Origin of the sequence: Flavobacterium suncheonense GH29-5 = DSM 17707, from assembly GCF_000430025.1 — a bacterium.
In the GTDB taxonomy this organism is placed as follows: Bacteria; Bacteroidota; Bacteroidia; order Flavobacteriales; family Flavobacteriaceae; genus Flavobacterium; species Flavobacterium suncheonense.
Map to the genome: position 1 here is coordinate 238,402 of NZ_KE387020.1, position 15,369 is coordinate 253,770.

Genomic DNA, 15,369 nt, shown 5'->3' on the forward strand with positions numbered 1-15,369 from the left:
TAAGGGTCAAAGATATAAAAAACTTTGAGCACTCAAACCAAATTCATATTATTATTCAAATATGTATTACCTTTGCAGCTATGGAAGAAAATAAAACCCGAATCAACAAATTTTTATCGGAAACCGGTTACTGTTCCCGTCGTGAAGCCGACCGCCTTTTAGAAGAAGGACGCATCACCGTTAACGGAAAAGTTCCCGAACTGGGCACCAAAGTATCTGTAGAAGATGAAATCCGCGTAGACGGCAAACTGATTCGCGAAAAAACTTCCAAACCGGTCTATCTGGCGTTTCACAAACCCGTTGGTATTGAATGTACCACCAATCAGAGCGTACGTAACAACATTGTGGATTATATCAATTACCCGAAACGCATTTTCCCCATCGGACGCCTTGACAAAGCCAGTGAAGGGCTGATTTTTATGACCGATGACGGCGATATCGTCAATAAAATTCTTCGCGCCCGAAACAACCACGAAAAGGAATACATCGTAACCGTAAACAAACCTATTACCGATCGTTTTATTCAAAGAATGGGTAATGGTGTGCCCATTTTGGACACGGTTACCAAAAAATGTAAAGTGGAACAAATCAGCAAGTTTGTCTTCCGCATCGTACTTACACAAGGGCTTAACCGTCAGATTCGCCGGATGTGCGAGTATTTGGGATATGAAGTAACGGCTTTAAAACGCATCCGAATCATCAATATTTCGTTGGATGTTCCGGTTGGACGTTACCGCGATTTAACCGATGCCGAAATCAAGGAACTGAACACCCTGATTGCGCCTTCCAGTAAAACCGAAGAAGCCAGTTTGCCGAAACCACAACCTAAAAAACCCGATATTAAACGTGAGTTTAGAAAGCATTCGGATTTTAAACCCGGCAGCAACCATCTCAGAAGAAAACCGTAAGCAAAAAATCAGAACACTATTTAACTGACGATTAAGCTGTTAAGATAAAAACTGCACTAATATCAAATAAATAGTTTTTTACTTACAAAAATATTCCTATATTTGGTTTAGATGTTAAAACCTCTTTAATGGCTCCTATTTCCGGATGGGAAGACAGATTCAATCTTCCCAAACTGCAAAAAAACAATTTTCACGAAACAGGACATGCTAAAAATGTCGCCAGTTTTTTGCGCCTAATTGTTTACTGTAAAGATCTGGGAACTGTTTATAACCCTGCAAACGGCACTTTAAAAATTGAATCTTTAGAAGTGGCTTATCAGAATGCTTTGCAGAAAGTTAATGAAGTCCAGCATCAAAAAAATATATTCTCCACAAATATCAACAATCGCAGACGCGCATTTGAAGATTTAAAACCTTATGCCACGAAAATCATCAATGCTTTTGCTGCTTCCGGCGTAAACAAACAGGCATTGGAAGAGGCAAAATCCGTGAATAAGAAGATTCAGGGAGTTCTTTTGAAAAAAACTGATCAGTCTTGTGAGGCTTCGCAGCAATCGTACGAGCAAAAACTGGAACATCTTGAAGCGCTTATTGCAATTCTTATCCAAAATCCACTTTACAGCCCTAACGAAGAAGAACTCAGGGTAACTTCTTTACAATCCAAACTGGCGGATTTAAAAAGCCATAACCTTTCATTATTCGAAAGCGCTAAAGCCTACTCAAAAGCTTTAACGGAAAGAAATCAAATCCTTTATGAGCCTGAAACCGGGCTGATTTCCATCTCCAAAAAGGTAAAACAATACATCAAAAGTATTTTTGGGGCCAACAGCGAGCAATACCACCAACTGGTAAGCATCGAATTTAAAGTCCGTAAAGCTTCCAACTGACTTTTGTAAACGTAACCTGAGAAGTTTTCCCGGTTTTTAACAGCTTTACTTTAATCATTCAATTAACCTTATTGATTTTACTTTTCATTTTTCAAATGGACTGCACTGATAAATAATTGCCAATCCTAAATAAATATTTGTCGGAAAATAATCTATTGATAAATTTTATAATTACTGAATTATAAAAATAAAACACTGAATTGGTTAGTATTTTTTTAAAGAATACAATTATAGTTTTTGTGTTGGCGAATTTAGTTCGTTATAATTGTTTTTTTTGAAAACCTCTGTATTTTCAAGTCTTCCATAGAAAAAAGTGAACTATTTTTCTGATAGCTAATATTTATTAAATTTAGTAACAGACTTAATTCACGTTCTTTTACAATTCGTTTTTCAGGTTATTTCTTTCAATGACATTTCCTTCCCAATTAGTTTAATACAAAAAAGATTTACAGCTTTCAGCAATTTTAAAGTATGTCAGCAAATGAGAAAAGTGGTCTAACAAATTACCAAAAAAGCAATTCCGAACTGACCAAAAACTATCCCTGGATGCTTTATCAGCTAAAATTGGCGTTTCGGGAATCAAATCGAAAGAAGTAAAATCATCCTGATCAACAACAAAGCTTGAAAAAATATAAAATTCAGGCTGAAAGAATTATTCTGAACGCTATAAAAACCTGCCGCCCCAAAGCAAGTGAATCATATACGGAGAAGCCTACTAGGATTTGGAATAGCATTTTTGTAACCAAAAACCCTGATAATATGCAGAAACTATTACTCCTGCTCTTCTATTGCCATCTGACGGCTCAGGTAGGCATAGGTACCAATGTCCCGAACAGCGACGCCATGTTAGATGTGGTAAATCCATCCAAAGGTGTTTTACTGCCGCGCGTATCCCTACAAAGTACCATTTCTTCATCTCCAATGAGCAACCATGTGGAAGGCATGATGGTTTACAACACTTCCGAAAACGGTTCAGGCATAAGCCGGGTGTTTCCGGGGCTTTATTATAACGACGGAAACAATTGGATACGTTTCAATCCGAACACGGTTAAAATCGGAGAACTTAAACACAGTTTTGCAACCAGCGACCACAACGGCTGGTATCTGATGAACGGACGAAACACTAATACCTTATCGGCCAACGCACAGGCTAATGCTACCGCCTTGGGATTCTCATCGAATCTTCCTGACATGGCGGATATTTTTCTGAAAGCCAAATCCGGTTCAGAAGTATTGGGAAGTGTCGGTGGCAACCAATCTTTCAGTATTGCGCAAAACAACCTTCCTAATGTCAATTTTTCGGGAAGCACTAACGGAAGCGGCATACACAACCACAATGTAGACAGTTATTTAGGTAATGAAAATATTGGCCTTCTGTCTACAACTGCTCTTACGCTTTTTATCACAGAAAGCGTGGCCAAAGAAAATGCCACAACTGCTTCAAGAACGACTCAGAGCGAGGGCAATCACACCCATACCGTTAGTTTTAACTCCGGCGGAACAGACACTCCGGTAGACAATGTTCCGAAATATATGGCAACCAACATCTTCATTTATCTCGGTTATTAATCTCTCAAACAGTACGACTATGATTAGAAAAATTACTTTGACACTTATCTTAATCTCCTTTGAATCGGCCTTTGCTCAGGTTGGGATCGGTACTTCCGTTCCTAACAATGATGCTGTTTTAGAAGTTACCAGCGATATAAGCGGCGTGCTGATTTCGCGTGTATTGCTTCAAAGCATTGACATTCCCTCACCTTTAACCAATCACGTTTCGGGAATGATTGTTTACAACACTGCTACTTCCGGTACTGGCAATACAGGTGTATTTCCCGGATTTTATTATAACGACGGAAAAAAATGGATTCGATTGGAGCCTTTAACGACTACTATCGGAGACATCAAACAAAGCATCCTTACGGAAGATCATAACGGCTGGTATCTGATGGACGGGCGAAACATCAATACGCTGTCGGTTACGGCACAAGCTAATGCAGCTTCATTGGGGTTTGGCACGACAATTCCCGATGCTACGGATCGATTCCTTAAGGGAAAAGCTTCTGCGGAATCCTTGTCAAATTACGGAGGAAACAACACCCGTACGCTGAGTCAGGCCAACCTGCCAAATGTAACTTTTAACGGAATTGCCAATACAGCCGGAAATCACACTCATGATTACGAGGACAAGTACCATGGTGTGCCGGAAAACTTAAATCTTGTAACCGGTTTATTGGGAATTTTAAGCGGTATACTGCTCAATATCCTAAACAATAATGTAGGTTCCGGAACCATCACCACGACCACTTCCACCTCCACTCTCAACGGTAACCACAATCATACGGCTACTGTATCCACGGGAGGAAGCGGTGCGGTATTGCCTATTGCATCCCATATGGTTACCAATACGTTTGTTTATTTAGGGAAATAAGCAACCGATTAACTTCAAAAACGATTCACATGATAAACTATACTTCTTTTAAGTTCTGGAACAGCATTGCCTTTTCTCTGTTATTACACGGTGTTTTATACGCACAAAACGTAGGGATTAATACCATTACTCCGGATACTGATGCTGCCCTGGAAATTTACAGTTTGGAAAAAGGCTTTTTACCCACGCGACTTCAGCTGATTACAACTGACAACGCTTCACCATTAGCATCGCATGTTGAAGGAATGGTGACTTACAATACCAATGAATCCAACAATTACACTGTAACATCAGTTCACGAAGGCTTCTATTATAACGATGGTACAAAATGGAATGCCATGGGACCTAACACTTTAGCTTTAGGAGATTTAAAACATTCGCTGGAAACATCAGACCATAACGGTTGGTATCTGCTAAACGGGAGGAACAAATCCAGTCTTCCAAATGTGGCCCAAAACAATGCCAGCGCCATCGGTATCGGCTCTGTACTCCCGGATTGTTCTGATGCCTTTCTGAAAACCAGCGATGGACATGAAGCAATGAAGGCTATGGGAGGCTCAAATACAATCACTTTAACACAGGCTAATTTACCAAATGTTACTTATACCACTACAACAAGTACTAATGGCAACCATTCTCATTCCTATACTGATGCTTACAATGCTGCCAAAACACTTGGTTTGGCCACAAATGTACTGCCTCTTGTGCCGCTAATTAGTGAAACGGTCGGAACAAACGATACACTTCCCGGCAACTTATATGCAACCGGCAATAATGGCAATCATACGCACACCGTTACCGTTCCTTCGGGAGGACTCGGCATTCCGATTAACGCCACTCCAAAGCATATGGTAACCAATGTTTTTATTTACTTAGGTGAGTAAACTGGTATAAAACAAATGCCCCAAAGTGCTTTGGGGCATTTGTCTTATATTTTTTTCTCCATGACGTAGTCTTCCATGAGGTAACCGCTGCCGATATCAATATCTTCTTCGTGCACGATTTCAAATCCTAAGCGTTTGTAGAATTCCTGTGCGATATTGTAACGGTTGACATTCAGAAAAAGACATGAGTTTCCGGCCTGTTTTGCGGCTTTTTCCACTTCGGCCAGAAGTTGCTTTCCTACCCCTTTGCCTTGAGTTTCCGGCAAAACATATATTTTATGCAGCTTGGTCTTACCCGAATTTTTACAATTGATTTCATAAGAAGCAAAACCGTAAAACACACCGTCTTCTTCCGCCAGTAAAAACACATGATGGTTTTCCAGCTGTTCTTCCAGAGACGGAATGGCGTAGAAATTCTCCAGCATATAATCCAATTGTGCTTCGGAAAGAATGTCGCCATAAGCATCCGGCCAGATTTTATAGGCCAAATCCCTAACGATATGCAATTGGGTTTTATCCGCGGTAAGAATCTGCATTTATTTTCGTTTTCTGTTTTCTCTTGCTAACAACGTGTTTTTCAGCAACATCGCAATGGTCATCGGTCCTACTCCGCCCGGAACCGGTGTAATGAAAGAAGCCTTTTTGGATACGTTATCAAAATCGACATCGCCTGTAATTACATAGCCTTTCGGATTGGTTTCATCTGCCACACGGGTAATTCCCACGTCGATAATCACCACATCGTCTTTTACCATTTCGGCTTTTAAATAATTCGGAACGCCCAATGCGGTAATGATGATATCGGCCTGAGACGTGATTTGGGTAATGTTTTTAGTATGACTGTGCGTTAAAGTAACCGTTGAATTCCCCGGAAATCCTTTACGTCCCATCAGAATACTCATCGGACGACCTACAATATGACTGCGGCCAATGACCACCGTATGTTTTCCTTTGGTTTCCACGTTGTAACGCTCCAACAATTCTAAAATTCCGAAAGGGGTCGCCGGAATGAAGGTACTCATATCCAACGCCATTTTTCCGAAATTCTCAGGATGGAACCCATCAACGTCTTTGCTTGGATCAATCGCCATCAAAACTTCCTGGGTATCGATTTGTTCCGGAAGTGGCAACTGCACGATGAATCCGTCGATATTATCGTCTTCGTTTAGCTCTTTGATTTTTTTAAGCAATTCGGTTTCCGACGTGGTGCTCGGCATTTTAATCAGCGTTGATTCAAAACCTACACGCTCACAAGCTTTTACCTTGCTGCCCACATAGGTCAAACTCGCTCCGTCATTTCCAACGATGATAGCCGCCAAATGAGGCACTTTTTCACCGTTGTCTTTCATGCGCTGTACTTCCGCAGCAATTTCGTTTTTAATGTCTTCCGATACTTTTTTTCCGTCTAGTAGTTGCATTTTTTATGTAATTGTTGTGTGTTATTGATAAAAAAGAAGACGCGAACAGTCGCGTCTTTATAGTTTATGGTCGCATTCCTTTCATGCCGCCCATCATGCGCATCAGGTTCTTTCCGCCTGCTCCCTGCATCATCTTCATCATTTTGCTCATCTGGTCGAACTGCTTCAGCAATTGGTTTACCTGCTGAATATTCGTTCCGGAACCTTTGGCAATCCTGTTTTTGCGTTTGGCATCCAAAATTGATGGTTTAGTTCGCTCCGCCGGTGTCATCGAATAGATTATTGCCTCAATGTGTTTGAACGCATCATCCTCAATTTCAACATCTTTCAAAGCTTTACCCGCGCCAGGAATCATGCCGACTAAGTCTTTCATGTTCCCCATTTTCTTCACTTGTTGGATTTGGGTTAAGAAATCGTCGAAACCAAATTCGTTTTTGGCAATTTTCTTCTGGAGTTTACGTGCTTCTTCTTCATCGTATTGCTCCTGCGCTCTTTCTACTAAGGAAACCACGTCTCCCATGCCTAGGATTCGGTCGGCCATACGGTTGGGATAGAAAACATCAATCGCTTCCATTTTTTCACCGGTACCGATGAATTTGATTGGTTTATTTACTACGGATTTAATCGAAATGGCAGCTCCGCCACGGGTATCACCGTCTAATTTCGTTAAAACAACGCCGTCAAAGTTTAATCTGTCGTTGAACGCTTTCGCGGTATTTACCGCATCCTGCCCCGTCATGGAATCCACCACGAATAAGGTCTCATGAGGCTGAATGGCTTTGTGTACGTTGGCGATTTCGGTCATCATCTCCTCGTCTACTGCCAAACGTCCTGCCGTATCGACAATTACAACATTGAAACCGTTAGCTTTGGCATGTTTGATGGCGTTTTCCGCAATGGAAACCGCGTTTTTGTTTTCCGGTTCGGAATACACTTCCACCCCGATTTGCTCTCCAACCACATGCAACTGGTTAATCGCTGCCGGACGGTAAATATCACAGGCAACCAAAAGCGGTTTTTTCCCTTTTTTGGTTTTCAGGAAGTTCGCCAATTTACCCGAAAACGTCGTTTTACCCGAACCCTGCAAACCGGACATCAAAATAACGGACGGATTTCCGGAAAGGTTAACCCCGGCTGCATCACCACCCATCAATTCGGTTAATTCATCTTTTACGATTTTTACCATTAATTGTCCCGGTTGTAACGTCGTTAATACGTCCTGACCGATTGCTTTTTCTTTTACGCGGGTGGTAAAATCTTTGGCAATTTTGAAGTTCACGTCGGCATCCAATAAGGCGCGGCGAACTTCTTTTAAGGTGTCGGCAACGTTTACTTCGGTAATTTTTCCGTGACCCTTTAATATATGGAAGGCTTTGTCGAGTTTATCGCTTAAATTATCAAACATGATAGTTTTTGTTTAATGAGGTGCAAAGATAATATAAAGTCGCAAAGGTTCAAAGTGACAGAGAAGCAAAGTTTTAGAATAAGTTCCAACAAAAAAACGGTCTTTCGACTGGTTTGATTCTTAGTTCTTTTCAAAGGTGAGGAAATCGGTTCCGCCTCCGCCACCGCTTACATGGGTCAGGCGAATTTTGGTATTGGTATGCTCCAGGATTTCCCAGTCGTCAGTCAAGTCCTCAAAATCAGGCGGTGCTGTAAACCCGATGTTGAAATGTATATCATTTGGGTTATCATCATTGCTGTTACTGTCTGTGACCGACCAAGTTCCAGTGTAGGTATTCACTCCATTGGTTGCAGTTAAAACGCCTCCGGAAGCAAACGTGAAATTGTAACCGGTAAAATTAGCGGTTTCCTCCTCATCGGTATCGTAAAAGTACGTAATTCTCCAGGTGCCAGTGGCAACGGTATTGTTAATCGCCGTAATTAGTTGACTGTTGTTGTTTGAAGAAGAATTGTCATCATCATCGCTGCAGCCCAGAAAGACAAAAAGCAACGAACAAACCAAAACTTTTAAAACTCTTGCTTTCATACGGTTCTGTTTTTTATCTCCTTGTAAAGTTACAAACTTTATTACTTGCAAAAATCTGAAAATCAAATATTTGAAAACAAAAACACCTCCAATAAGGAGGTGTTTTGAAAATTTCCAAGAAAGAAATTATGCTTTTTTAGCGGAACAACAAGATTTTTTCTCTCCTGATGCACATGCTTTTTTCTCATCTTTAGAACAAGACTCTTTTTTAGTAGTAGTCTCTTTTTTAGCAGGCCCTGCTTGTTTTTTCTCCTGAGCAGTTACATTCATTGATAAAGTGAACAAAGCTACTGCTAAAATTGCGGTCATTTTTTTCATAATCGTATTGTTTAAATAAGTTTTTACTAATCTCGAAGCCAAATATATAAATTTTGTTTACTCAAAAACTAAAAAAACAGTTAAAACTGAAAATAGATGAACGGCTGCGGTCCGGCAGAAGCCATCGCGTACACCAGCCAATACACCAATCCCAGAATAATGGCTTTTCCGATAATCGGTAATGCTTTAAAAACACGCTGCATCCTTTCCACCATTTTTTCAGGGAGAAAATGCCAAACGAATCCGATGGCCATCAACAGGAAAACATTTTTATAACCTTCTGCGATTACCAGCCATTGTTGTAAATCGAAAGTTACGTTACCGATATTGTTGATTACCTGAAGCGCTGTATCAAAATCTTTGGCACGGAAGAAAATCCAGCAGAACGCCACAAAATGAAACGTTGCAATCACCGATAAAACCGTCCAGATGCCGCCAAAAAACGAACGCTTAGCCTCTGCTTTCGGAGGAAAGAACTCCATGAAAATTTTATGCACCGCCAAAGCCAATCCGTGAAGCGCTCCCCAAATAATAAAGCGCAAACTCGCGCCGTGCCATAATCCGCCCAACAACATCGTCGTCATTAAATTCACATTGGTAAACATGGTACGTTCTTTTTCCTTCGACAGTAAAAACGTCAGAGAGAAAACCGCCGTAGCAGCAACCGCAATGAGTAAAGGAATGTTACTTGTTGGCGCATACGTAATTCCCCAGACAATCAATCCGAAGAAAAACAACGCCGGAAACAAAAATCCTGCAAAACTTCCGTGGCGGTTTCCTCCTACTGAAATGTATAAAAAGTCTTTTAACCAGGTGGATAAGGAAATGTGCCATCTTCTCCAGAATTCCGTAATCGAAGCGGACTGATACGGAGTTCGGAAGTTCGTAGGCAATTTAAAACCGAGCAGCAAGGCAACCCCAATCGCCATATCGGAATACCCGGAAAAATCGCAGTAAATCTGAATTGCGTAACCGTAGGAAGCCATTAAATTTTCGAAAGCCGTATAACTCGAAGGCGCATCAAACACCCGATCCACAAAATTGATGGAAATGTAATCCGAAATAACGGTTTTCTTAATCAATCCACCAATAATCAAAAGGAAAGCACGGTTGATATCGTCTTTGGTTACATTCAGTTTCTGATAAATCTGCGGTAAAAAATCCTTGGCGCGAACAATCGGTCCGGCTACCAATTGCGGAAAGAACGACACGAAGAACAGGTAATCCACATAGTTTTTCGTCGGTTCAATTTCCTTGCGGTAAATCTCGATGATGTAACTGATGGACTGGAACGTATAGAACGAAATCCCGACCGGAAGGATAATCTTCTGGAAAGCAAAATCAGCACCGGTAGCACTGTTATAGGTATCAATAATGAAATTCGTATACTTGAAATATCCTAAAAACCCAAGGTTCAGCACCACACTGAACGCCAAACAGAGTTTCTTATTCACGACACTTTGGGTTCGGTGTACCAGATTCCCCAGATTATAATCGACTACGGAGGAACCAACCAGCAGCAAAAAGAAAATCCCGCTCGATTTGTAGTAGAAGAACAACGAGAACAGAATCACATACACCAAACGCGGGTAAAACGTGTTTTTCAGGGCAATGTAAATACTATAAAAAACCAGAAACAAGCCCAAAAACAAGGCCGTGTTGAACAAAATCGGCTCTTTCGGATTGAAAACGAACCAGTTTGTAACGGTTTCGGCCGTAATATCGGTAAACAATGCGGCAATATTTTGGGTAAACCAATCCTGCATATTAATTCTTCTTCGTTACTTTAAAATTTTCGTAGGCGTTTAGCAAAGCCTGGCTGAACAATTCCCCCTGCTTTTCATAACCGGATTTGGTGTAATGTACTTTATCGCCGGACATCAATCCCTGGCGGTAATTGCGGTTCACGCCGTACATGCCGCCCATAATGGCAAACAAGTCCCAGGATGCATGATTCGCGACACTTGCTTGCGCATTGATTTCCCGCGCATAAGCATCCGCAAAATGATTCAGCGAACGACGGTACAACAACGATGGTGGCGTGGACATCACCAAAACCTCCGCATTCGGATTTTTAGCCTTGATATTGGCGATAAACGTATTGAGTTGGTTCATATAATCCTGAACCGGCATTTTGTCGAAGGTTTCGTTGGTTCCCAGGGAAATCACAATCAAATCGGCTTGTAAGGCCGGCGTTTGCTCAAAAAACAACGGATATTTGTTGTAATCGGAAGCTTTGGCACCGTTTACCCCGATGGCACTGTACGTAATGCCGGGTTCGTTTTTCTCGAAAACCAATCCGTTTAGGGCAAAATCAGAAGCTGATTTATTCGGGATCAGGTAAATTTTGTCCATCGGCGTTTCCGAGTAGAAGGAATGCGAATGGCTTTCTTCCGTTAATGAAAGTGGTATAAATTCCGAACGTTTCACACTGCGTTTCTGCATTTCGTTCGTCGGGATTTTTAGGGTTTTTCCTGCGCGTATGTTATTCGATTTCAGTCCGTTATAACGTTTTAATTCGGCTACGGAAATATTGTATTTATCGGCGATGATGGAAAGCGCTTCACCGTTTTTAATTTTATGTACAATGCTTTTCGGCACATCCGATTCTAAAGTAATCGTCTTCTTCGCCGTCGCCACCTCAAACATGTTCTGATTGTCCGGTGTAACGATTTTCAGCGTATTGAACTGATAGGCATTGTCTCTTACGTTGATTTCCACGGCAAAATCCCTGGCTTTCGTCGTTAAGGAAATACCGCTCAAACCGATGGGACTGCCGTTTTTCTCTTTGGTTAACCGATGGTTGTTCCAGGATTGGTTGGAACTGTATTTGATGAAGTAATTCCCGTTGGTTCTTGCCAGATTGTGCGGAAAGGAAAAGCCCAAACCGCCGTTCCCGAATTTCTCCTGAAGGTTTTTGCGGATGACACCGGTAAACAAATCCGCCTGAATGTGGGAATCTCCGATATGAACAATTCTTACTTTCCCCGATTTCTGGGTTTCCAGCAGGTATAATTTTTCAAAGAAGTTCTCGAGCGCTTTAGTGTTGGAAACGGCATTTTCCCCGTAGCTCACTTTTTCTTCCATACCCAGCGTATCGACTTCCGATGCCGTGGAATCAATTACCTGAGCCGAAAGGGTTCCTGAAAACAGCATTCCTAAAAATGCCCTGAAAAATTTAGTCCACATGAATGCTGTCTTTTTTAACGGTAGTTGAATCTTTCTTTACCGCAGCTTTTACCACTTTCCGATTCGCCCGCAATTTTTTAAACTGTTCGTAACCGCTGTAAATCTGGTTGTAAATCATCGAGGAAATGCGTTTGGCGCCCCGGTAATTGAAATGTGTATAGTCTTTATTGGCCGCGGCCGGAACTTCTTCCACCCATTTTACCATCGAACCGTCTCCGCCCATCAGCGTGTACAGGTTCACGTAAGCCGCTTCGGCTTGTACGGCGTATTTTTTCTGAGCCAAAGTTAGCGGAACCACAGCGGAATCCGTTTTCATTTCCAAATCGTATTTGGTGGCTTTATCGGCAGTGGAAATAACGAGAATCGCAACGCCAGGAAAACACTCTTTTAAGTGGTTCACAACGTTTTTCATGCGTTTTTCGTACCAAGTGTAATTCAGCGAACCGTAATTCAAAACGTTGGTTCCGTAATGCAGCACAATCAGATCGTAACCTAATTTCTCCTGAAACTGACGCATCACTTCGGTATTGAAGGTTGAAATCGGCAAACCGGAGTTTCCGCGGTTGGAGAAATTATCCACGTGAACGCCTTTTCCGTCGTCGAAATTGAAACCGTAAATCGGAATGGAATCTGCTTTAACGAAATCGACTTTTAAATTTTTGGTGGTATTGCCAATAACCAGCGTATTGACTAATTTGTTAGGTGTCAGTTTTTTACAAATCGTATCGTTCCCGACTTTTAAAGCGATTTTCCCGGATTTGTTAGCCGATTTTCCGTAGAAAAGTGTCGGATTATATAATTCGGACAGGTTTTTCAGCTTACTTGCTTGGTATTTTACCCATTCCACATGCGCCGTATCGTTAGCGAAAAACACATGACCGTTTACCCCGAAAGGACTTCTCGGATTTTTTACGTTCAGATACGACTGGGTTTTCCAGTTGCCCGAAAATTCATGTTTGATGGAATTTCGTGAAGCCGCCGATTCCGAAGTAATATTCACAAAACCAACACCTTGTCCGCCAAACTGGTTCTGAAAATTGGTTCGGAAATCCTGTACAATCATATCGCCATCGGTCATGGAATCGCCAAAATACGCAATACGGACATTTCCTTGTTGCGTGGTCTCCAACTGATACAGCTTCTCGTAAAACTGTACCAAATGCTGAAATCCTTTGTAATCGCTGAAGGTTTCATCCGGAAAAGTAATCCCGTCAACCGCCGTAAAACTAATCGGCTGATTGGACAACGTATCGCCTTCTTCGGCAGTACTGTCTTCTTCCACCGCTTCCAAAAGCAAACTGTCAATCACGACATTCTTGGAATTGGCAGTGGTTTCAGCGAAAATTTTCTTCGGCAAAAACGATTTAAAGACCAGAAATGCCACTATGGAAAGGGCAAAAATGGCGAAGGATTGCAGGAAGTATGATTTGTTTTGGTTCATTTTATTTTTTTAGGGATAAGTAAAAAGGGATAAGTAATAAGTCGAAACCGAAGAAGCATCAATACCTTTTTCCTTTTCCCTTTTCCCTTGTAACTTTATTTTCTACATTCGCTCCGGCACGGCAATTCCCAACAAACCGAACGCAGATTTAATCACCTCGCCCACTTTTTTCGACAATTGTACGCGGAAGATTTTCTTGTTCTCGTCTTCTTCGCCCAAAATCGAAACGGACTGGTAGAACGAGTTGTATTCTTTCACCAAATCGTAGGTGTAATTGGCAATCAAGGCCGGGCTGTGGTTTTTGGCCGCATCCTGAATCACGCTTGGGAACAATTCCACCTGTTTCAGCAATTCTTTTTCTTTTTCGTGCAGGTCGATGGTTACATCTTTGCTTAAATCGAAATCCGTTTTGCGTAAAATCGACTGGATTCTCGCGTAAGTGTACTGAATGAACGGCCCGGTGTTTCCGGCAAAATCGACGGATTCTTCCGGGTTGAACATCATGTTTTTCTTCGGATCGACTTTCAGCATGAAATATTTTAACGCCCCTAAACCGATTACTTTGTACAACTCGGCTTTTTCCGCATCGGTATAACCGTCCAATTTGCCTAATTCTTCGGAAATGGATTGTGCGGTGGCAGTCATTTCTTCCATCAAATCGTCGGCATCCACTACAGTTCCTTCACGGGATTTCATTTTTCCGGACGGCAATTCCACCATTCCGTATGATAAATGGTACAGGCTTTCCGCCCAGTCAAAGCCTAATTTTTTCAGAATTAAGAACAAGACTTTGAAATGGTAATCCTGTTCGTTTCCAACGGTGTACACCATTCCGCCCACATCCGGATTGTCTTTTACACGCTGAATTGCCGTTCCGATATCCTGTGTCATGTAAACTGCCGTACCGTCCGAACGCAACACGATTTTTCTGTCTAAACCTTCGGCGGTCAAATCAATCCAAACCGAACCGTCCGGATCTTTTTCGAAAATGCCTTTTTCCAACCCGAACTGCACCACTTCTTTTCCTAACAAATAGGTGTTGCTTTCGTAATAGTAGGAATCAAAATCCACACCAAGGTTTTTATAGGTTTCGCTGAAACCGTCGTACACCCATTGGTTCATGGTTTTCCAAAGCGCGACTACCTCTTCGTTTCCGGCTTCCCACTGACGCAGCATTTCCTGAGCTTCCAGCATAACCGGAGCCTGCTTTTTCGCTTCGTCTTCCGATTTGCCCTGAGCGATTAATTCGTTGATTTGAGCTTTATAGGCTTTGTCAAACTCCACATAATATTTTCCGACCAGCTTATCGCCTTTCAATCCGGAAGTGGCCGGCGTTTCTCCGTTTCCGAATTTCTGCCACGCCAACATCGACTTACAGATATGAATGCCGCGGTCGTTGATAATCTGGGTTTTGTATACTTTTTTACCGGAGGCTTTTAAAATTTCCGCCACGGAATAGCCCAATAAGTTATTTCTAACATGTCCTAAATGCAGCGGTTTGTTGGTATTTGGGGAAGAATATTCCACCATAACCGCTTTGTCTCCTTCTTTTGGCATTACAAAGCCGAAGTTTTCGGTGGATTTGATACCGTTGAAGAAATTCAGATAGTAAGCATCCGAAATCACGAGGTTCAGAAAACCGGAAACCACGTTGAAACGTTCCACTTCCGCTACATTTTGCACCAAATAGTCTCCGATTTTATTTCCCAATTCCACCGGGTTGCTTTTTATCAGTTTCAAAAGCGGAAAAATCACCACGGTTATGTCGCCTTCAAACTCCCTGCGGGTAGCCTGAAATTCCACTTTATCGAGTGTAACATCAAATAAATCCTGAACTGCTTTCTGGATTTTTTCCGTAAGAATTTGTTGAAGCGTCATAATCTTGATTTTTTAAGCGTGCAAA

At 41.8% G+C, this 15,369-nt stretch carries 14 protein-coding genes; 5 read left to right on the plus strand and 9 right to left on the minus strand.

Annotated elements, in window-relative coordinates; translation table 11 throughout:
* Positions 1–80 precede the first annotated feature (80 nt).
* From rluF to G498_RS15520, 5 genes are all read left to right on the plus strand, one after another.
* The gene (rluF, locus tag G498_RS0111315) at positions 81–908 is read left to right on the plus strand and encodes a 23S rRNA pseudouridine(2604) synthase RluF (protein WP_026981252.1); all 828 of its coding nucleotides are present in this window, start codon (positions 81–83) and stop codon (positions 906–908) included.
* 128 nt (positions 909–1,036) lie between these two features.
* Positions 1,037–1,795: a hypothetical protein gene (locus G498_RS0111320; RefSeq protein WP_026981253.1), complete on the plus strand. Its 759-nt coding sequence runs from the start codon at positions 1,037–1,039 to the stop codon at positions 1,793–1,795.
* A 759-nt stretch (positions 1,796–2,554) separates the two neighbouring features.
* Positions 2,555–3,364, plus strand: coding sequence for a hypothetical protein (locus tag G498_RS15510; protein ID WP_026981254.1), 810 nt, complete (start codon positions 2,555–2,557; stop codon positions 3,362–3,364).
* Positions 3,365–3,383: 19 nt separating this feature from the next.
* On the plus strand, positions 3,384–4,226 hold the full coding sequence (locus tag G498_RS15515; protein WP_051269868.1) for a hypothetical protein: 843 nt from the start codon (positions 3,384–3,386) through the stop codon (positions 4,224–4,226).
* A gap of 29 nt (positions 4,227–4,255) precedes the next feature.
* A complete protein-coding gene (locus G498_RS15520) occupies positions 4,256–5,110 on the plus strand; it encodes a hypothetical protein (RefSeq protein WP_051269870.1) in 855 nt (284 codons plus the stop codon).
* 44 nt (positions 5,111–5,154) lie between these two features.
* Here G498_RS15520 and G498_RS0111340 read toward each other — a convergent pair whose 3' ends face one another.
* The 9 genes from G498_RS0111340 to argS all read right to left on the minus strand — a co-directional run bounded on the left by G498_RS0111340 (position 5,155) and on the right by argS (position 15,344).
* The gene (locus G498_RS0111340) at positions 5,155–5,646 is read right to left on the minus strand and encodes a GNAT family N-acetyltransferase (RefSeq protein WP_026981255.1); all 492 of its coding nucleotides are present in this window, start codon (positions 5,644–5,646) and stop codon (positions 5,155–5,157) included.
* Positions 5,647–6,528, minus strand: coding sequence for a bifunctional 5,10-methylenetetrahydrofolate dehydrogenase/5,10-methenyltetrahydrofolate cyclohydrolase (locus G498_RS0111345; protein WP_026981256.1), 882 nt, complete (start codon positions 6,526–6,528; stop codon positions 5,647–5,649).
* Positions 6,529–6,592: 64 nt separating this feature from the next.
* Positions 6,593–7,933: a signal recognition particle protein gene (gene ffh, locus G498_RS0111350; RefSeq protein WP_026981257.1), complete on the minus strand. Its 1,341-nt coding sequence runs from the start codon at positions 7,931–7,933 to the stop codon at positions 6,593–6,595.
* Between the two features lie 120 nt (positions 7,934–8,053).
* Positions 8,054–8,518: a hypothetical protein gene (locus G498_RS0111355; RefSeq protein WP_035744075.1), complete on the minus strand. Its 465-nt coding sequence runs from the start codon at positions 8,516–8,518 to the stop codon at positions 8,054–8,056.
* Between the two features lie 126 nt (positions 8,519–8,644).
* Positions 8,645–8,836 carry a hypothetical protein gene (locus G498_RS0111360; RefSeq protein WP_026981259.1) on the minus strand — a complete coding sequence of 64 codons (192 nt, stop codon included), beginning with the start codon at positions 8,834–8,836 and terminating at the stop codon, positions 8,645–8,647.
* Between the two features lie 80 nt (positions 8,837–8,916).
* The gene (locus G498_RS0111365) at positions 8,917–10,602 is read right to left on the minus strand and encodes an MBOAT family O-acyltransferase (RefSeq protein WP_051269871.1); all 1,686 of its coding nucleotides are present in this window, start codon (positions 10,600–10,602) and stop codon (positions 8,917–8,919) included.
* 1 nt (position 10,603) lies between these two features.
* Positions 10,604–12,025: a GDSL-type esterase/lipase family protein gene (locus G498_RS15090; RefSeq protein WP_051269873.1), complete on the minus strand. Its 1,422-nt coding sequence runs from the start codon at positions 12,023–12,025 to the stop codon at positions 10,604–10,606.
* Positions 12,015–13,466 (minus strand): SGNH/GDSL hydrolase family protein, encoded by a 1,452-nt coding sequence (locus tag G498_RS0111375; RefSeq protein WP_026981261.1) that lies wholly within the window; start codon positions 13,464–13,466, stop codon positions 12,015–12,017. The genes G498_RS15090 and G498_RS0111375 overlap by 11 nt, the downstream gene beginning before the upstream one ends.
* Positions 13,467–13,568: 102 nt before the next feature.
* Positions 13,569–15,344, minus strand: a complete 1,776-nt coding sequence (gene argS, locus G498_RS0111380) for an arginine--tRNA ligase (protein ID WP_026981262.1) — start codon at positions 15,342–15,344, stop codon at positions 13,569–13,571.
* Positions 15,345–15,369 lie beyond the last annotated feature (25 nt).